The sequence below is a fragment of the Enterobacter sp. E14S genome, assembly GCF_055666685.1.
The window spans coordinates 138855-156508 of sequence record NZ_JBVODQ010000010.1; the positions used below are offsets into that span (position 1 = coordinate 138855).

22 protein-coding genes and 2 tRNA genes are annotated in these 17654 nt (G+C 53.2%); 14 read left to right on the top strand and 10 right to left on the bottom strand.

The features are described from left to right. Positions 1-31 precede the first annotated feature (31 nt). From ACZ6J2_RS18175 to ACZ6J2_RS18200, 6 genes are all read right to left on the bottom strand, one after another. Entirely contained in the window at positions 32-193 is a 162-nt protein-coding gene (locus tag ACZ6J2_RS18175; protein WP_003856556.1) for a DUF1328 domain-containing protein, read from the bottom strand. Between the two features lie 127 nt (positions 194-320). Next, positions 321-938, bottom strand: coding sequence for a molecular chaperone OsmY (osmY, locus tag ACZ6J2_RS18180; protein ID WP_028015434.1), 618 nt, complete (start codon positions 936-938; stop codon positions 321-323). Between the two features lie 299 nt (positions 939-1237). Continuing rightward, complete coding sequence (gene prfC, locus ACZ6J2_RS18185; RefSeq protein WP_023310314.1) at positions 1238-2827, bottom strand: peptide chain release factor 3; 1590 nt, start codon at positions 2825-2827, stop codon at positions 1238-1240. A 91-nt stretch (positions 2828-2918) separates the two neighbouring features. Further along, complete coding sequence (yjjG, locus tag ACZ6J2_RS18190) at positions 2919-3596, bottom strand: pyrimidine 5'-nucleotidase (protein ID WP_471726377.1); 678 nt, start codon at positions 3594-3596, stop codon at positions 2919-2921. Between the two features lie 19 nt (positions 3597-3615). Beyond that, complete coding sequence (rimI, locus tag ACZ6J2_RS18195; RefSeq protein WP_471726378.1) at positions 3616-4059, bottom strand: ribosomal protein S18-alanine N-acetyltransferase; 444 nt, start codon at positions 4057-4059, stop codon at positions 3616-3618. Beyond that, on the bottom strand, positions 4028-4441 hold the full coding sequence (locus ACZ6J2_RS18200) for a DNA polymerase III subunit psi (protein WP_033144572.1): 414 nt from the start codon (positions 4439-4441) through the stop codon (positions 4028-4030). The genes rimI and ACZ6J2_RS18200 overlap by 32 nt, the downstream gene beginning before the upstream one ends. Before the next feature lie 102 nt (positions 4442-4543). Here ACZ6J2_RS18200 and rsmC point away from each other — a divergent pair, with 102 nt between their 5' ends. The 3 genes from rsmC to ACZ6J2_RS18215 all read left to right on the top strand — a co-directional run bounded on the left by rsmC (position 4544) and on the right by ACZ6J2_RS18215 (position 5950). Further along, on the top strand, positions 4544-5572 hold the full coding sequence (gene rsmC, locus ACZ6J2_RS18205) for a 16S rRNA (guanine(1207)-N(2))-methyltransferase RsmC (protein ID WP_471726379.1): 1029 nt from the start codon (positions 4544-4546) through the stop codon (positions 5570-5572). A 172-nt stretch (positions 5573-5744) separates the two neighbouring features. After that, a tRNA-Leu gene (locus ACZ6J2_RS18210) sits at positions 5745-5831 on the top strand. A gap of 33 nt (positions 5832-5864) precedes the next feature. After that, positions 5865-5950 (top strand) — tRNA-Leu (locus ACZ6J2_RS18215). A 42-nt stretch (positions 5951-5992) separates the two neighbouring features. Here the strand turns inward: ACZ6J2_RS18215 and ACZ6J2_RS18220 are convergent. Then, positions 5993-6262: a DUF1435 domain-containing protein gene (locus tag ACZ6J2_RS18220; protein ID WP_471726380.1), complete on the bottom strand. Its 270-nt coding sequence runs from the start codon at positions 6260-6262 to the stop codon at positions 5993-5995. 215 nt (positions 6263-6477) lie between these two features. Here ACZ6J2_RS18220 and ACZ6J2_RS18225 point away from each other — a divergent pair, with 215 nt between their 5' ends. Both ACZ6J2_RS18225 and fhuF read left to right on the top strand, forming a co-directional pair. Further along, positions 6478-7542: a GGDEF domain-containing protein gene (locus tag ACZ6J2_RS18225; protein ID WP_407602721.1), complete on the top strand. Its 1065-nt coding sequence runs from the start codon at positions 6478-6480 to the stop codon at positions 7540-7542. 95 nt (positions 7543-7637) lie between these two features. Continuing rightward, on the top strand, positions 7638-8426 hold the full coding sequence (gene fhuF, locus ACZ6J2_RS18230; RefSeq protein ID WP_033144570.1) for a siderophore-iron reductase FhuF: 789 nt from the start codon (positions 7638-7640) through the stop codon (positions 8424-8426). A gap of 95 nt (positions 8427-8521) precedes the next feature. On the opposite strand, the gene ACZ6J2_RS18235 is transcribed toward fhuF, so the two are convergent. Further along, positions 8522-9868 (bottom strand): PTS sugar transporter subunit IIC, encoded by a 1347-nt coding sequence (locus tag ACZ6J2_RS18235; protein WP_023310306.1) that lies wholly within the window; start codon positions 9866-9868, stop codon positions 8522-8524. 328 nt (positions 9869-10196) lie between these two features. On the opposite strand from ACZ6J2_RS18235, the gene ACZ6J2_RS18240 reads away from it, so the two are divergent. Further along, positions 10197-10655: a YbaK/EbsC family protein gene (locus ACZ6J2_RS18240; protein ID WP_008502085.1), complete on the top strand. Its 459-nt coding sequence runs from the start codon at positions 10197-10199 to the stop codon at positions 10653-10655. Between the two features lie 38 nt (positions 10656-10693). Here the strand turns inward: ACZ6J2_RS18240 and bglJ are convergent, their stop codons facing one another. Then, positions 10694-11329, bottom strand: a complete 636-nt coding sequence (gene bglJ, locus ACZ6J2_RS18245) for a DNA-binding transcriptional activator BglJ (protein ID WP_471726389.1) — start codon at positions 11327-11329, stop codon at positions 10694-10696. Then, positions 11326-12063, bottom strand: coding sequence for a helix-turn-helix transcriptional regulator (locus ACZ6J2_RS18250; RefSeq protein WP_039260920.1), 738 nt, complete (start codon positions 12061-12063; stop codon positions 11326-11328). Before ACZ6J2_RS18250 ends, bglJ begins: the two co-directional genes overlap by 4 nt. 409 nt (positions 12064-12472) lie before the next feature. On the opposite strand from ACZ6J2_RS18250, the gene ACZ6J2_RS18255 reads away from it, so the two are divergent. The 8 genes from ACZ6J2_RS18255 (at position 12473) to ACZ6J2_RS18290 (ending at position 17403) form a co-directional block, all read left to right on the top strand. Then, positions 12473-13249, top strand: a complete 777-nt coding sequence (locus ACZ6J2_RS18255; RefSeq protein WP_471726381.1) for a threonine/serine exporter family protein — start codon at positions 12473-12475, stop codon at positions 13247-13249. Further along, positions 13240-13713 (top strand): threonine/serine exporter, encoded by a 474-nt coding sequence (locus tag ACZ6J2_RS18260; protein ID WP_023310302.1) that lies wholly within the window; start codon positions 13240-13242, stop codon positions 13711-13713. Before ACZ6J2_RS18255 ends, ACZ6J2_RS18260 begins: the two co-directional genes overlap by 10 nt. A 67-nt stretch (positions 13714-13780) precedes the next feature. Continuing rightward, positions 13781-14422, top strand: a complete 642-nt coding sequence (locus ACZ6J2_RS18265) for a TetR/AcrR family transcriptional regulator (protein WP_471726382.1) — start codon at positions 13781-13783, stop codon at positions 14420-14422. A gap of 41 nt (positions 14423-14463) precedes the next feature. Further along, a complete protein-coding gene (locus tag ACZ6J2_RS18270; protein ID WP_471726383.1) occupies positions 14464-14916 on the top strand; it encodes a MarR family winged helix-turn-helix transcriptional regulator in 453 nt (150 codons plus the stop codon). An 83-nt stretch (positions 14917-14999) separates the two neighbouring features. Continuing rightward, positions 15000-15428 (top strand): organic hydroperoxide resistance protein, encoded by a 429-nt coding sequence (locus ACZ6J2_RS18275; protein ID WP_023310299.1) that lies wholly within the window; start codon positions 15000-15002, stop codon positions 15426-15428. A gap of 129 nt (positions 15429-15557) precedes the next feature. Then, positions 15558-16103 (top strand): primosomal protein DnaT, encoded by a 546-nt coding sequence (gene dnaT / locus ACZ6J2_RS18280; RefSeq protein WP_029742210.1) that lies wholly within the window; start codon positions 15558-15560, stop codon positions 16101-16103. Further along, positions 16100-16837, top strand: coding sequence for a DNA replication protein DnaC (gene dnaC, locus ACZ6J2_RS18285; protein WP_023310297.1), 738 nt, complete (start codon positions 16100-16102; stop codon positions 16835-16837). Before dnaT ends, dnaC begins: the two co-directional genes overlap by 4 nt. 83 nt (positions 16838-16920) lie before the next feature. Beyond that, positions 16921-17403 carry a YjjA family protein gene (locus tag ACZ6J2_RS18290; protein ID WP_073001066.1) on the top strand — a complete coding sequence of 161 codons (483 nt, stop codon included), beginning with the start codon at positions 16921-16923 and terminating at the stop codon, positions 17401-17403. Positions 17404-17654 lie beyond the last annotated feature (251 nt).

Genomic DNA, 17654 nt, shown 5'->3' on the forward strand with positions numbered 1-17654 from the left:
GCTTTATTTTGTTGAAGGAATATTGCGTTTGCTACGGACGTCTACGACCCGTAAACAGGCTGACCAGGAACAGAATAATACCCACAACGAAGACAATTTTAGCTGCCCATGCCGCTGTACCTGCCAGTCCACCAAAGCCCAATGCGGCGGCAATTAACGCGATAACCAGAAATATAATGCCCCAACGAAACATAAGCTTCTCCTTTACCATAGTTAATGTCGGCCGCTAAACGTGAGCGCTCAGGTCACTCACCGGCGTTTTTCCAGAGTCGTTCTTATTTCGCCCGCAGGTTTTAACCAGACGGGCGAATGGTCCAGATTTACTTCGTTTTCAGATCGTTTTTAACGCTTTTCACACCGTCAATCGCTTTCGCGATGGACTCGGCGCGTTCACTTTGCGCCTGCGAATCTACCGTACCGGAGAGCTGAACCACACCATCGGTGGTTTCCACTTTCACCTTGCGGGACGGCACGATGTCATCTGCTAAAAGTTTAGCTTTGATTTCGCTGGTAGTAGCGGCATCACCGGCATAACCTTTCACCGACGCGTTTTTGCCGTCACGTACGTGCAGCTTATCGCTGACGGACGCAACGCCTTCAACGCCCTTCGCGACTTTCACCGCCTGTTCGGCCTGAGCCTGGCTTTCCACGAAGCCGCTCAGCGTGACCACTTTCTTGTCGGTCTTAACGGAAATATCGGTACTTTTGATGGCTTCATCATCCACCAGTGCGGCTTTCACTTTTGCTGTGATTGAGCTGTCGTCCATGAAGTTGCCGACTTTATTCATAGAGCTATCGATTTTTTGCCCTGCGGTATCGGCCGTGGACTGGGCTTTATCCATTGTGCTGCTTTCCGCCAGAGCGGAACCGCTCACCAGAACGCTACCCAGGGTTACAGCCAGCAGAGTTTTCGAAATCTTCAGTCTTGTCATATTCATCGATCTATTCCTGTGTTTACCCGTTATTCGGGCTACATACTTCCTTAGTAGTTTTATATATTGCGAATAAACACACGGGTAAAATGGATAACCTAAAGTCATGCATTGAACAGTTAATTTATCCACGCCCGGTGTTAAACACTGAGTTAAATATAGATCACTCTCACAGAGCCGCTTTCAGAATTGGGTAAAAAACGCGCGAATAGCGTGAAATTGCGTTGAATTAAGAACATTCCGCAAGGGATTAATAAGACAGGAATTAAAGAAGAGCACGGCGGCAGCCGTGCTCTGAGAGGGGATTAGTGCTCGCGGGTTTTACGGAACTGAACGTCAGGGTAACGTTCCTGCGTCAGGTTCAGGTTCACCATGGTTGGCGCGATATAGGTCAGGTTATCGCCGCCATCCAGCGCCAGCTGAATTTCGTTCTTACGCTTAAATTCTTCGAATTTCTTCACGTCAGAACACTCAACCCAGCGCGCGGTCGCGACGTTCACAGACTCGTAAATCGCTTCCACGTTGTACTCGCTCTTCAGACGCGCGACAACCACGTCGAACTGCAGCACGCCGACCGCACCAACGATCAGATCGTTGTTCGCGATTGGGCGGAACACCTGCACGGCGCCCTCTTCGGAGAGCTGAACCAGGCCTTTCAGCAGCTGTTTCTGCTTCAGCGGATCGCGCAGACGGATACGACGGAACAGCTCCGGTGCGAAGTTCGGAATACCGGTGAACTTCATCATTTCACCCTGGGTGAACGTATCGCCGATCTGAATAGTGCCGTGGTTGTGCAGACCGATGATGTCGCCCGGATACGCCTCTTCAACGTGCGAACGGTCGCCCGCCATAAAGGTCAGGGCGTCGGAGATCACCACGTCTTTACCGGTACGCACCTGGCGCAGCTTCATGCCCTTTTCATACTTACCGGACACCACGCGCATGAAGGCCACGCGGTCGCGGTGTTTCGGGTCCATGTTGGCCTGAATTTTGAACACAAAGCCGGTGAACTTCTCTTCCTGCGCTTCCACTTCACGGGTGTCGGTGTTACGCGGCATCGGGCGCGGCGCCCACTCCACCAGACCGTCCAGCATATGGTCAACGCCGAAGTTACCCAGCGCGGTACCGAAGAAGACCGGGGTAATTTCACCGCTCAGGAACAGCTCTTTGTCGAATTCGTGAGACGCGCCTTTGACCAGCTCCAGCTCGTCGCGCAGCTGCGCGGCCAGCTCTTCGCCGACTGCCACGTCCAGCTCAGGGTTATCCAGACCTTTCACCACGCGAACTTCCTGAATGGTGTGGCCTTTACCGGTCTGATACAGGTAGGTTTCGTCTTTATAGAGGTGATACACCCCTTTGAACAGCTTACCGCAGCCAATGGGCCAGGTGATGGGCGCACAGGCGATTTTCAGCTCGCTTTCCACTTCATCCATCACCTCCATCGGGTCACGGATGTCGCGGTCGAGTTTGTTCATGAAGGTGAGGATCGGCGTATCGCGCAGACGGGTGACTTCCATCAGCTTACGGGTCCTGTCTTCTACACCTTTCGCGGCGTCGATCACCATCAGACAGCAGTCCACCGCCGTCAGGGTACGGTAGGTATCTTCGGAGAAGTCTTCGTGGCCCGGGGTGTCCAGCAGGTTCACGAGGCAGTCGTGATACGGGAACTGCATCACTGAGGTGGTAATCGAAATACCACGCTGCTTTTCCATCTCCATCCAGTCAGATTTTGCATGCTGGCTGGAGCCACGGCCTTTAACGGTACCCGCAGTCTGGATCGCCTGTCCGAACAGCAACACCTTCTCAGTGATGGTCGTTTTACCGGCATCCGGGTGCGAGATAATGGCAAAAGTGCGGCGCTTGGCCACCTCTTGCAGATAAGGAGACAACGTCATAATTAAATCTTCTTTTATAAGCGCGGCAGCACGCCACGCATCATGGAATACAAAATTGCGGCTATTTTACCCATCAATGGGGGGCAGGCAATCATTGTTTACACAGGAGTTGCTCCAGTTCGTTCAACGACGTCACGGTCCAGGTCGGCTCGATGCCCTCAGGCTTCACGCGACTATGCGCGTTGAGCCAGACGGTCGACAGACCTGACTTCATGCCGCCCAGGATATCTGACTCTGCCGTATCACCCACCATCAGGACGCGATCGCGGTCGGGATGACCGGCCTGCGCCAGCGCGTAGTCGAAAATACGCGGATCCGGTTTAGGTACGCCCACCTCTTCGGAGATCACCAGCGCGTCGAAATGATCGCGTAGGCCGGTGCGCTCGAGGCGGATCTGCTGCAGGGCGGTAAAACCGTTGGTGATGATCCCCAGTTTCACCTTGCCTTTCAACGCATTCAGCAGGGAAACCGCACCCGGCAGTGGCGCACAGATATCGGCCATCGCGTTCAGAAACGCATCATTCAGCGTTCCCGGACTGACCTTTAAGCGTTCCGCCCAGACGTCAAAACGCTGGTGCTGAAGCTGTAACGCGGTGATGGCACCGTTCTGGTAATCCACCCACAGCGGCTTGTTTACCGCCTGATAGTCCTGAAAATCTTCAGCGGTGAAGGTCACGCTATAGTCGAGAAACATCCGCTGCAGGCCGCCGAACGAATCGAACGTAAACAGCGTTTCGTCGGCATCAAAGAAAATCCAGTCCCATTTCATCGTTACAACCTTATATTCGTTATCCAATCGGCAGAGCCATTATGATGGCGTCTTCACGTCCCTCTGCGGTGGGGTAGTAGTTACGGCGGATTGTCGCCTCGTTAAAGCCTAAGCTTTCATAGAGCGCGATGGCGGCGACATTCGACGCGCGCACCTCCAGCCACAGGGTGAAAACGTCACGGGTTTCGAGCTCGCGAATGAGGTGCTCGAGCAGTTCTCTTCCCAGCCCACGGCGCTGGAACGCGGGATCAACCGCAATATTAAACAGCGTCGCTTCATCAAGAACAACCTGCGTGATCGCGAAGGCGGCCATGGTGCCGTCAACGTCCAGACGGTAGTTCAGATACCGTTCGCCCTGATTGCTGGCGAAGGTTTTTTCGCTCCACGGAAACGCGTGGGCGCGTGTTTCAATCGCAAACGCTGTGGTCAGGTCAGGCGTCGTGAGGGAAGAAATCATGTTCATATTCGCAGATTTGTTGCCATAGCGCGCTGCGCGCTTTTGGGTTGGCTTTCAGTTCGTCCAGCGCCGGCGAGCAGATCTGGCTCCCCTGGAGGGGGATCTCGTTTGTCTCTCCGATACGCCAGCTGTTACAGCGGCTATCAGGAGGAAGCATCGCGACACGCTCTGGCGTCAGCTGTAAAACCTGGTCGGCCGTCATCTTCAGGCTGCGAAGGACATCATCGATCAGGGGTTCATTCAGGGCAGGCAGTTCTTCCGCCACCATCACCAGACGAACGTGCGCAGGGATGGAAATGGCGATTTCGCCCTGCAACGCCGTCGGGCGACGCAAAGCCCACTGGGTAATGCCCAGCTGCTGCAACTGCCAGTCTCGTCGGGATGTCATAGGGAAAACTCCTGTCTCTCAGGCGCGCAAATATAGCAAATGTGTCGAAAGTGCGCCATCTACCTACTATAATCCCCGCCTGAGTTTATTGAGGAACAATTCATGTCTGCATTTACCCCGGCAAGTGAAGTCTTGCTGCGTCACAGTGATGATTTCGAAGAAAGCCGTATTCTGTTTGCCGGAGATATGCAGGATGACCTGCCTGCGCGTTTCGACTGTGCTGAAAGCCGTGCCCACACCCAATACTACCACCACTGGCAGGTGCTGAGCCGCCAGATGGGCGAGCGCGCGCGCTTTAGCCTGGTGGCGGAGCAGAGCGATATCGCCGACTGCGATACGCTGATTTACTACTGGCCGAAGAACAAGCCGGAAGCCCAGTTCCAGCTGATGAACCTGCTCTCCCTGCTGCCGGTCGGCTGCGATATTTTCGTGGTGGGTGAGAACCGCAGCGGCGTGCGTAGCGCTGAACAGATGCTGGAAGGCTACGCGCCGCTGAATAAAGTCGACAGCGCTCGCCGCTGTGGTCTGTACCATGGCCGTCTGGAAAAACAGACAACGTTTGATCCCCAGACTTACTGGGACGAGTACCAGCTTGACGGCCTGACCATCAAAACCCTGCCGGGCGTGTTCAGCCGTGACGCGCTGGATACGGGCAGCAAGCTGCTGCTCTCCACCCTGACGCCGCACACCAAAGGCAAAGTGCTGGACGTGGGCTGCGGCGCGGGCGTGCTCTCTACCGTGCTCGCCAGCCATTCACCCAAAGTGCGCTTAACCCTGTGTGACGTGAGCGCCCCGGCGGTTGAAGCCAGCCGGGCAACGCTTGCCGCAAACGGCATTGAAGGCGAGGTGATTGCCAGCAACGTCTTCTCTGACATTACCGGTCGCTTCGACATGATCATCTCTAACCCGCCGTTCCATGACGGCATGGAGACCAGCCTGGAAGCGGCGCAAACGCTGATCCGCGGCGCAACCCGTCATCTGAACAGCGGCGGCGAGCTGCGTATTGTCGCGAACGCCTTCCTGGCGTACCCGAAAGTGCTGGACGAAACCTTCGGCTTCCACGAAGTGATCGCCCAGACCGGCCGCTTTAAGGTCTATCGTACCGTCATGACGCGCCAGGCCAAAAAGTAATCTCCGCTCCAGCAGGCCGGATAAGTGCAAGCGCCATCCGGCTCCACATGGCGCCTGCATCGGCCATTTTTGCAGCAATCAAGGCGTCGCGCGCACTTTTCTGTTGACGTAAAGCTGAAAACATCTAGAATGCGCCTCCGTGGTTACGATACTTTTACAGTATCGATGGTATGCGAAGGTGGCGGAATTGGTAGACGCGCTAGCTTCAGGTGTTAGTGTCCTTACGGATGTGGGGGTTCGAGTCCCCCCCCTCGCACCAACGAGGCGATATCAACAATAGTAAGATGACTGTGCGAAGGTGGCGGAATTGGTAGACGCGCTAGCTTCAGGTGTTAGTGTCCTTAGGATGTGGGGGTTCGAGTCCCCCCCCTCGCACCAATTATCTTACATCCCTTCTGAAGTTCCCCTTGTTTTTCCCTGTTATTTCAAACTCATTAGTATCACCAGAATTCCACTGACCAGTGCTACGCATGATGGCAGTAAAACAAAGTGACGCAGCTGTTTATGCCAGATCATGCCTGACGTGACTAACAGGCCTGACACAATGATCGCTTTCCAGGTATCAAGGGAGAGATCGGCAAACATCAACCCGCCGAGAATGGCTCCCGGTAGCAATACCCCCCAACCACTGCCAAGCGCCCTGTTCAACATGATCTGCCCTCTCACAGCGATAATGATAACCAATATCATATGATATAGATTATCATTTGTCAGCTGAATGAATCAAAATCCTTCGACCTTTACCTTTCCCGTAATGACAGGAATTGCCTAAGGTGATAAATTGCACACCTGTTAACAACATCTAAAGATTTTCTGATAATTACTCTTTGAGTTTTTTGCATGTTTTATTTCGAAACAGCACCTACTTATTTGTTTTAATTAAATTTTAATAAAAACGCACGACTATGACATCACAATCCTGGCGGTCTTTGGTTCACAGAAAATATCAATTGTCGTTACGTTTGTTTTTATTTCTGAACGCAGCCTCGGCAGTGTTCTCGGTAACAAACCCGCTCAATTCCGTACGCCTGTTATCTGCCCCGCTTATAGCTATTTTCTCCATCAGCACAGGGCTGTTCGTCTGGCACTGGAGAAAGCGCGCGCGGAAGATAAATATTCCTGTTGTTTCAGGGATCTTCGGTATTTTATGGGCCTGGCAAATTGTGTCGAAATTCGCCTTAATTTCCCACGACCATGCGACGTATTTGTTAATCGCCCTGCTGACGGTGCTTTTTATCGGAACGCTGGCATTCGCCAGTAATATCAAAGCATTTACGCTGCACTCATTGCCCACCTTTATTGTCTGCCTGTGGCTAAGCGATCACGATATATGGCTGAGAATGACCTATTCCTTCGCACTTCCTGTGGTGGCAATTGCTATTCATAACATTTTGCAAACACGTAACGATCGTTTCGCTCAGGAGTTGCTCTCTCGCCTGTTGGAAGAGCGAGAAACCCTTACCGATCTCAGCATGATGGACCCGCTTACCGGGCTCTATAATCGTCGCGGCCTGCAAAGCCGTCTGGAGAACCTGCCGACGGTAGAAAATGGCGAGCATTTTGTCCTGCTGATGGATATCGACCACTTCAAAGCCTATAACGACCATTATGGCCATATGATGGGCGACCAGGCGCTGAAGCGCGTCTCTGCGGCAATCCGCGACGCCGTGCGTTCTCGCGATATTGTGGCGCGCTTTGGCGGGGAAGAGTTTATGGTGCTGCTGACCAATATTTCACTCGAGCATGCTCGCCAGACGGCCGAGCGGATCCGTCAGAAAGTCTACGATTTGAAAATCCCGCATCTGTTTAACGAGAGTGTCGCGACAAACGTCACCATCAGCATTGGTATTGCTATTTTCGAGGATGAAGACGTGGAAGGCGCGCTGGAAAAAGCGGACAAAGCCCTCTACGAAGCAAAGCATATGGGGCGCAATAACATTCTGTTGAGTGAAGAGCTGCAGACGGCATAAACATCACGGCGGTGTCTTAAAGACAAAAGTCTTGCCATTGATATGAGCAATAGTTAGGATTGGCAATCATTATCATTTAGATTTCTATCTATGCTATGGCTACACATACCGCACACATCGTCGAACCCCTCCTCTGGCGAGCGCCCCTCACCAGCGGGAATGCTTCGCTTGCGGATGCCATACGGGATAAGATTGCGGAGACGCGCGCCCACCTGCTGGACTTTATCCGCCTTGATGAAGCGCACCCGAACCACGCCATGACGCTCTCAGAGTGGCGTCAACCGACAAAACTGCAGTCGCTGCTGGCCACCTATTCCGACCATATCTATCGCAATCAGCCCACTCTAACGCGGGAAAATAAACCACTGCTCTCTCTTTGGGCGCAGTGGTATATCGGGCTGATGGTGCCTCCCCTCATGCTGGCGCTGTTAACCCAGAAGAGCATGCTGGAACTCTCGCCGGATAATTTCCACGTCGAGTTTCACGAAACCGGGCGCGCAGCCTGTTTCTGGATTGACCTCCACGAAGACCAGAACGCGGAACGCCTGACGGCTCAGGAACGCATGGAGCAGCTTATCACCCAGGCCCTGATCCCGGTCGTGGACGCGCTTGAAGCGACGGGAGAAATTAACGCGAAGCTTATCTGGAGCAATACGGGCTATTTAATCCACTGGTATTTAACGGAAATGAAGCCTCTGCTTGGTGACGAGAACGTTGATGCCCTGCGTCAGTCCTGTTTCTTTGCAAAACAGCTTTCCGATGGCCGTGACAACCCGTTATTCCGTACCGTCGTGCTCCGTGATGGGCTTCTGGTTCGCCGCACCTGCTGCCAGCGCTATCGCCTGCCGGACGTTAAGCAGTGCGGGGATTGCACGCTGAAATAATCGGCCACGGCCTGATGCCCTCACCCTGCCCCTCTCCCACAGGGAGAGGGAACAAACACAAAAAACGGCAACCTGAGTTGCCGTTTTGCTTTAACCTAAGCCACCTGCTGATTGTCCTCTTCCGCGTTACGCTGTGCCTCTTCAGCTTCCTGCTCCAGCAGCTGTTTCTCGTACACTTTGAAGAACGGGAAGTAGATGATTGCCGATACGCAGGCCAGAACGACAACCAGAATAGCCGCGCGGAAATCCCAGCCCAGAGCCCACGCTGCGCCTATTGGCGCCGGTGCCGTCCAGGGGACCACCGAGATGACGCGGCCAATCAGGTCAAACGTCATCGCCGCCCAGGCCAGCACTGCATTTACCATCGGTGCCAGCAGGAACGGAATGAAGAACACCGGGTTCATCACAATTGGCGTACCGAAAATGACGGGTTCGTTGATGTTAAAGAAGCTGGGTACCACGCTCAAACGCCCGATAGAGCGTAAATGCGCTGAACGGCTACGCAGATAGCAAATCACCAGCCCCATCGTGGCGCCCGACCCGCCAATCACGATAAAGAACGTCCAGAACGCCTCCATAAAAATATGTGGCAGAGGCTGGCTGGCGGCCAGCGCGGTCTGGTTCGCACCCAGGTTAGTCAGCCAGAACATCTGCAGCATCCCGGAGACGATGGCGGCGCCGTGGATCCCGGCGAACCACAGCAGATGACCAATCAACACGGCCAGCAGGATCGCAGGCAGGGAATCCGCTGCGGAAACCAGAGGTTTAAAGACCGACATAATGGCCTGCGGGATCAGCATGCCGAACTGAGACTGAATGAGCAGGCTCAGAGGATAGAGCGTTAACACTACCACCAGCACCGGGATCAGCAGATCAAAAGAGTTTTTGATCATCGGAGGAACCTGGTCTGGCAGGCGAATACCGATGTTATGGGCCTTGAGGAAACGCATCATCTCAACGCAGTAGATCGCCACCAGAATCGCGGTAAAAATGCCCGTCCCACCCAGGCTGTCGACTGGCAGCGTACCTTTGGTTTTCGGTGCCGCGACCAGCAGAAACGCCATCAGCGACAGCATGGCGCACATGAACGGATCTAACTGGTGCGATTTGACATAGTGTTTGCCAAGGTTATAGGCAATCGCCGCACAGATATAAATGGACATAATGCCCATCGTCATATCAAACGGCGTCAGGATCTGGCCTTCAAACTGCTTCGCCATATCCAGCCAGGCTCGGGCGAAACCCCAGGTGGTATCCGGCGAAAACGGCGGGTATGCGAACACTAACAGAAACGATCCCACAATCATAAATGGCATCGCAGAGATAAACCCATCACGGATAGCCATGACATGACGCTGGGAAGAGATCCGCCCGGCAATCGGGCTGACGTAATTTTCAACAAAACGGAATATCAGGTTAAACGCAGCATGGTTGGCAGACATGGCAGATCTCCTGTCAGACGTTTGTTACGGGCACATTTGCGCCGCACGTTGTTCCATAAATCACCTTCACAACCTTGCTGGCTTGTGTACCAGTGGTACTGCTCAGACGGAATGGTTTCATAATTTGCTCTTATTATTGGATACAGGGGACGTTACGTACTCAGTATTAATCGACGCATCACGCTCTGCAACCGGTTACTGTAACCGGTTTCCGTGATTGTGAAGAGGATCCAGAAATCAGCCGTTCGGGATATTTGTTACTGAAGAGATATTTACAGAGCATAAATTCTTATGACAGATTACGCAGGATATTTGTCAGGAGGAAACAATGAGTTTGCAGTCTGTACAGCAGTTTTTTGCCGACAACGCGCCGGATATAGACGTCATTGAACTTAGTCAGAGTACCGCTACCGTTGCGTTGGCTGCTGCCGCCCATCGTGTTGAACCGGGACAAATCGCCAAAACCTTGTCATTAAAGGTGAAAAATGAGGTGATACTGGTGGTGGCGAAAGGCGATGCGCGCCTGGATAACAAAAAGCTGAAGGATACGTTTGGTGCAAAAGCGCGCATGCTCAGCAGTGATGAAGTGGTGACCATCACAGGTCACCCCGTTGGCGGCGTGTGCCCGTTCGGCCTGGAAAACCCGCTCGCGGTTTACTGCGATATCTCATTAAAGCAGTACGCCGAAGTTCTGCCCGCAGCAGGCGCAATTCATAGTGCCGTGCGTATTTCACCTGACAGAATGGCAGAGCTGACTTCCGCAAAATGGGTTGATGTTTGCATCTGATTGATGCGCCAGAGCCTGTCTGGCGCTCATCAGGCAGGTTATAAAAAAGTCGGCTTGCTGAGTATCGAACTTCGCGGTTCTCTTGCCGAAAGGTGGGTAATAATATCCGCCGCATCGAGCAGCCCTACGTCAGAGTTCACCCCCAACTTGACCATCGCATTAAACTTATGCGCCCGGATGGTCTTAATATTGCGTTCAAGCTGTGCCGCGATTTGAGGAATGGAATAGCCGCAAGACATATAACGCAATATTGCCCGTTCCGTTGGGCTTAACATTCTGCTTTGACTCTGGTACCAGTGATTCATCATATTGTCATTGATGCGCAGGGTTTCGCTCAGCAACACCATGAGTTCCTTCTGCAGGTGCTCAAGCTTCAGCGATTTACTGACCACACCGTGAAGGCGTGACGGGGAAAGATGACTAATCAATCTTGCTTCCATCTCATCAGCGACCAGGATAATGCGCTGGATATGGCAATGCGTAAACGCAAAATCCCGCAGGTGCGCCAGGCAGCTACGACGCTCTTCTCGCGCATCGGAATATGAATAGATCAGCGAGAAAACATTGATGTGCTGAAGTGCTTTCTTAAAGCTGTCAAATTCACTAAACAGATGCAGCTGATAATGATTCAGGCCGGGCATCGCAAAAAGATGCTGCAGCCCAACAGCACTCATCGTGCAATTTTCGACGATGGCGATATGTCTTGTTGAATCGGTTTTTTCCATTCCTCGAACTCTCCATAGGCTGACATCAAACTCAGCTCTCGCATTCCCTGTGTACTGTTTATCCAGGCGTACATATCGGCATTACTGCGTAATGACAGCCGTCGCATCGCACTGTTTTTCTGCGCACTGACGGTTTTATTGCTCTTCTTAAGCAATGTGGCGATTTGGTTAATCCCCCATCCTTTACCTAACAGTCGCAAAACTTTGCGTTCGGAGTGCGTAAGGGCAATAACGTTTTCGTCTTCATCCTCCGTACTTTGAGGTTCAGGGGCTAACAACGTCTGGCTTACCCGCTCTGCGCGTTCGCTACCTGCCCGAATAGCGTTAACCAGGCCTTCAATGGGTTCCATATCAGAAAGCAACGTACTTTCCGGGCGCACAAGTAGCTCAACGGCAATAGGGTTAAGCGGCCGCGAAACTAAAAAGATCCAGTGAATGTTCCGGTATTGATTCAATAAATTGAAATACTCTTCGAGCGCGCCCCGAGGATTCCAGTATTCGCCTGTAATATCGGCAATGATGACGTCAGCGCGGCGTAGCTGGAGCAGTGTTAACTCCTGCAATGAGCTGCAATAGGTCAATTCAAAATCGGGGAAATGGCGAGTCATTACGCCCCCCAACCCGTTTTGCATGACCGGTATCCGGCTAATGATAACGCTATGCTTACCGTGCAAAGACAACATAGACCCTCCGTGTCCATTCTTCATGTGATGAGTAACGTTAAAATGCATCAACGTATGAGTATTTTCGTCCCTGAGTGTAAAGCAGGTTAATACAAGCAGAAGATGAGATGTATTCTTAGTTTAAGAAATACCTAAACAGCAGTAATATCTCACAAAGCGAAATTAAATTTAATTGCAGTGTCATTAAAATAACTACAATATAAAATTAGAATAACTAAATATATATAACTTATCTTTCAATAATTATAATTCACCAGAATGATGAATTAATCCCAACCCCTTCCGCACGTAGGGGCTGCAACTGTTTGCATAAACCTTGATCTGGCCCACAGCAAGAGGCACTGCACTTTGTGCTAAAAGTAATCGCTATGGGCCAACCGGCAACTATCCACCTTCTTCAGGACAATACATGCAGGCAGATCGGTCAACGCAGCGTGCTATCACGCGGCTATGTATTCAGTGCGGTCTTTTTCTGCTCCAGCACGGCGCGGAAAGCGCGCTGGTTGAGGAGCTTTCCACCCGGCTGGGACTGGCGCTGGGTATGGATAGCGTTGAAAGCGCTATTTCATCTAACGCCATCGTGCTGACCACGATCAAAGGCGGCCAGTGCCTGACCTCCACCCGCAAAAACCATGATCGCGGCATTAACATGCACGTCGTGACCGAAGTGCAGCACATCGTCATCCTTGCTGAACATAAGCTTCTCGATCTTCGGGAGATTGAAAAACGGTTCAGCCAAATTAAGCCATTGCGTTATCCGCGCTGGCTTGTCGTGGTGATGGTAGGGCTGTCGTGTGCCTGCTTTTGTAAGCTCAATAAAGGCGGCTGGGACGGCGCGATCGTCACCTTTTTCGCCAGCAGTATCGCCATGTATGTTCGCCAGCTGCTGACGCACAGACAGCTGCATCCGCAAATTAACTTCTGCATTACCGCGTTTGTCGCCACCACGGTTTCCGGCCTGCTGCTGCGCCTGCCGCAGTTTGCCACTACCCCGACGATTGCCATGGCCGCGAGCGTGCTTCTGCTGGTGCCGGGCTTTCCGTTGATTAACGCCGTCGCCGACATGTTTAAAGGGCACATCAATACCGGTCTGGCACGCTGGGCTATTGCCAGCCTGCTGACGCTGGCGACCTGCATCGGCGTTGTGATGGCCATGACACTCTGGGGGTTACGCGGATGGGCGTGATAGATTTTCTGCTGGCGCTGGCACAGGACATGCTTCTGGCCGCCATTCCTGCCGTCGGCTTCGCGATGGTGTTTAACGTTCCGCAACGCGCTCTGCGGTGGTGTGCGCTGCTGGGCGCGATTGGTCATGGCTCGCGAATGGTGATGATGACCGCAGGATTTAACATCGAATGGTCGACATTTATGGCCTCCATGCTGGTTGGCAGTATCGGCATCCAGTGGTCGCGCTGGTATCTGGCGCATCCCAAGGTATTCACCGTCGCCGCCGTGATCCCAATGTTCCCCGGCATATCTGCCTATACGGCGATGATTTCCGCGGTGAAAATCAGCCACTTTGGCTACACCGAGCCTCAGATGATCCTCCTCCTGAGCAACTTTCTTAAGGCGTCGTCCATCGTCGGCGCGCTCTCTATCGGGCTGTCGATCCCCGGGCTGTGGCTGTACCGCAAACGCCCACGCGTTTGATATTTGTGTTATTTCGCTGCCATGGAGATAATCTTTCTGGTCCGTTTGGTGAAAATAAGGAAAGGATGTGGCTAACCCTGGCAGCGAACACCCCGAGCACAGCGAAGAATCCAGCCTGAAAGAGAAAATTTTTCAGAGCGCCATCGCGCTTTTTGCCGAGTATGGATTGAACGGTGCCCGCATGGAGCAGATCGCGGAGAAAGCGGGTACCACCAAACGCATGGTGGTTTATCATTTTAAGAATAAAGAGAATCTCTATCTCCTGGTTCTGGAACATGTTTACACCCAGATTCGCGCCAGTGAAAAAGCGCTAAGCCTGGCGGGAATGCCCCCCGTCGAAGCGCTGGTCAACCTGGTTGAAGCCACCTTTGACTATCATGCCGACCACCCGGACTACATCCGGATTATCTGCATGGAAAACATGCAGCGCGGCCGCTTTATGCAGCAGTCGAGCTATCTTCGCCAGGTTAACCGTAGCGCGCTCGACCTGCTGGAGGGCATCCTGCGCCGGGGCAAAGAAAAACAGCTCTTCAGCCAGACGGTTGACGCCCGCGATCTTCACCGCCTGATAAGCAGCTTCAGCTTTCACTACGTTGCCAACAGTTACACCTTCACGCTCCTGTTTGAAGACGGGGCGGACGAACAGGCTCAGCGCCAGCACTACCGCAAAATGGCCGTTCAGGTGGCGCTCCGCTACACCTGCCCATAAAATTGCTTGCAATTAAATTGCGCACTACCTATATTCATCTCATGAACGCGAAAACGAACGACGCAACCGCTGCGCTCAAGCTGGATAACCAGCTTTGCTTTGCCCTCTATTCGGCAAATCTGGCGCTTAATAAGCTGTACCGGCAGCTGCTGGCACCGCTGAACCTGACTTACCCGCAATATCTGGTGATGCTGGCGCTGTGGGAGCAGGATGACGTCACGGTGTCGGACATCGGCGAACGCCTGTTTCTGGACTCTGCAACCCTGACGCCGCTGTTAAAACGGCTGGAAAGCGGTGGGTTAATCAACCGTCACCGTTCGCGCAAAGACGAACGTCAGGTCGCCGTCACCCTGAGTGAAGCGGGACGTGAACTTCAGCAGCAGGCATTGGGTATTCCCCATGCGGTGGGTTGCGCAGCGCAGTGTGATACCGACACTTTGCTGGCGCTCAAACAGCAGCTCGAACTTTTGCGACAACAGCTACACCGCGCGTAAAGCTATACTTTACGCGTGATTATTACCCATATATATCGCACGCTATTTAATAGCGCATATTAAAGCAAGATGAGGAACCTGCCATGTCTTTAGAAAAAGTAGTGTATACCGCCAAAGCAAAAGCAACCGGTGGCCGTGACGGCCGCGCGACCTCTTCCGATGGCGTACTGGACGTAAAACTGGGCGTGCCAAAAGAGATGGGCGGCATGGGCGGAGAAGTGACGAACCCTGAGCAGCTGTTTGCTGCGGGCTACTCTGCCTGCTTCCTGGGCGCGATGAAGTTCGTGGCCGCACGCGACAAATTTACCCTGCCAAAAGACGCCTTTATTGAAGGCGAAGTGGGTATTGGCCCGCTGCCAACCGGTTTTGGTATTGAGGCAAAACTGAACATCCACGTTGAGGGTATGGATCCTGCGGAAGCCAAAAAGCTGGTCGATGCGGCGCACATTGTTTGCCCGTACTCTAACGCGACCCGCGGCAACATCGACGTGACCCTGAATATCATCGCATAATGCTTCTGTTCCCTCTCCCTGTGGGAGAGGGTGAGGGCACCAGCCCGCACTTTACCCCTCCTTCCCTTTCCTCTCTCTGTGCTACCATAAGCCCATATCACGCCCGTAGTAATCAGTAGAGTAAGCGTTATGTCCTCCAGAATTCTGACCACCAGCATTGCTGGCATTGATGCCTTTATGCGCGACCCACGCGGTGTGTTGACCCATGCCGAAGGCGGCACGGTTGCGGTTTTTGCCGACAACGCGCCGGCGTTCTACGCAATCACGCCGGAACGCCTGGCACAGCTTCTGGAGATTGAAGCGCAACTGTCACGCCCGGCGAGCGATATCACGCTGGACAACCAGTTCTTTGATGAACCAGTTAACGTCCCCGTGACCGTTCCGATGGGAAAATTTGCCCTGTACGCGGGCTGGCAGCCGGATGCAGATTTTCAGCGGCAGGCCGCGCTGTGGGGGATTGCGCTAACCCAGCCGGCCACCGCGGAAGAGCTCGCCGCGTTTACCGCCTGGTGGCAGGCGGAAGGTAAAGTCTTCACCCATATTCAATGGCAGCAAAAGCTCGCGCGTCATCTTCAAATTACCCGCGCCGGCAACAACGGCCAGCCCAAACGCGATATCAACGCGTTTTCCGAACCGGATAAACAGATCCCCAGCGGATTCCGAGGTGCGAAATGAAGAACGTCGGCGACCTGATGAAACGTCTGCAAAAAATGATGCCTGCCAACGTGAAGCCCGCGTTCACCACGGGTGAAGAGCTGCTGGCGTGGCAAAAAGAGCAAGGTGAGATCCGCGCCGCCGCGCTCGCCCGGGAGAACCGGGCGATGAAAATGCAGCGCACCTTTAACCGTTCCGGTATCCGTCCGCTGCACCAGAACTGCTCGTTCGATAACTATAAAATCGAGACCAGCGGGCAGATGAACGCCCTTGCCGCCGCCCGTCAGTACGTGGATGAATTCGACGGCAATATCGCCAGCTTCATCTTTAGCGGCAAGCCGGGTACCGGAAAAAACCACCTTGCAGCCGCCATCTGCAACGAGCTGCTTCTGCGGGGTAAATCGGTTCTTATCATCACCGTGGCCGATATCATGTCCGCGATGAAAGACACCTTCAGCAACCGCGAAACCAGCGAAGAGCAATTGCTCAACGATCTGAGCAATGTCGATTTACTGGTCATCGACGAGATTGGCGTTCAGACAGAATCCCGCTATGAAAAAGTGATCATCAACCAGATTGTCGACCGCCGCTCCTCGTCCAAACGCCCCACCGGCATGCTGACGAACCACAATATCGACGAGATGACCCGCTTACTGGGTGAACGCGTCATGGACCGCATGAAGCTGGGTAATAGTCTTTATGTCATCTTCGACTGGGAAAGTTACCGCAGCCGCGTTACCGGCAAAGAGTATTAAGACAGTTCCAGGAATCGCCGCCTGGGCACAGGTATATACTGGAACCCCTTCGGCCCAAAACGGACCTTTTTGAGAGAGCCATGATGAAAAAACAGATTCTAATCAGCACCTTTTTAGGCGCGCTGCTGGTGACCGGCGCAGCGCAAGCGGCGTCCTGGCAGGAGTCCCTGTCAAGCGCGGCAAATGAGCTGACCAAAGAGAGCAGCAGCTCTCAGGGTGGACTCTCCGCCTCTTCCCTCACCAGCCTGCTGGGCAACAGCTCTCAGAGCCTTAGCGCGGGCACGATGAACAACGCGGCGGGGATTCTGGAATATTGCGCAAAGCAAAAGCTGGCCTCCGTGACCGACGCGCAAAACGTGAAAAACCAGGTGCTGGGTAAACTGGGTCTGGATACTCAGGAGCAAAAAGCGGACACCAACTATATGGACGGCATTCAGGGCCTGCTTAACGCGCAAAACGGGCAGCAGCTTAACCTGAGCACCCTCGGCAACTCTTCTCTGGCAAAACAGGTGAAAACCAAAGCCTGCGATCTGGTGCTGAAACAAGGCGTTAATTTCATCTCCTGATCTACCCCATTTTCTGCCACAACACGCCGCGTTTAATGCGATAGTCTTGCAACGCGGCGCTAAACGAACGTTTTTCCCACCTGCCACCGTCTCAGCGTCCGTTTGTCAGGATGCGACCTTCTTCATAAAAACGATTTTCTAAACCAAATCCTAACAACAGCACACTTTCGTGACACTAAAATTGCAGCTTAACGACATCGCAATTACATTGTATGACCCAAAAAATAAACAGTTAGCCAGCGAAGCACCTG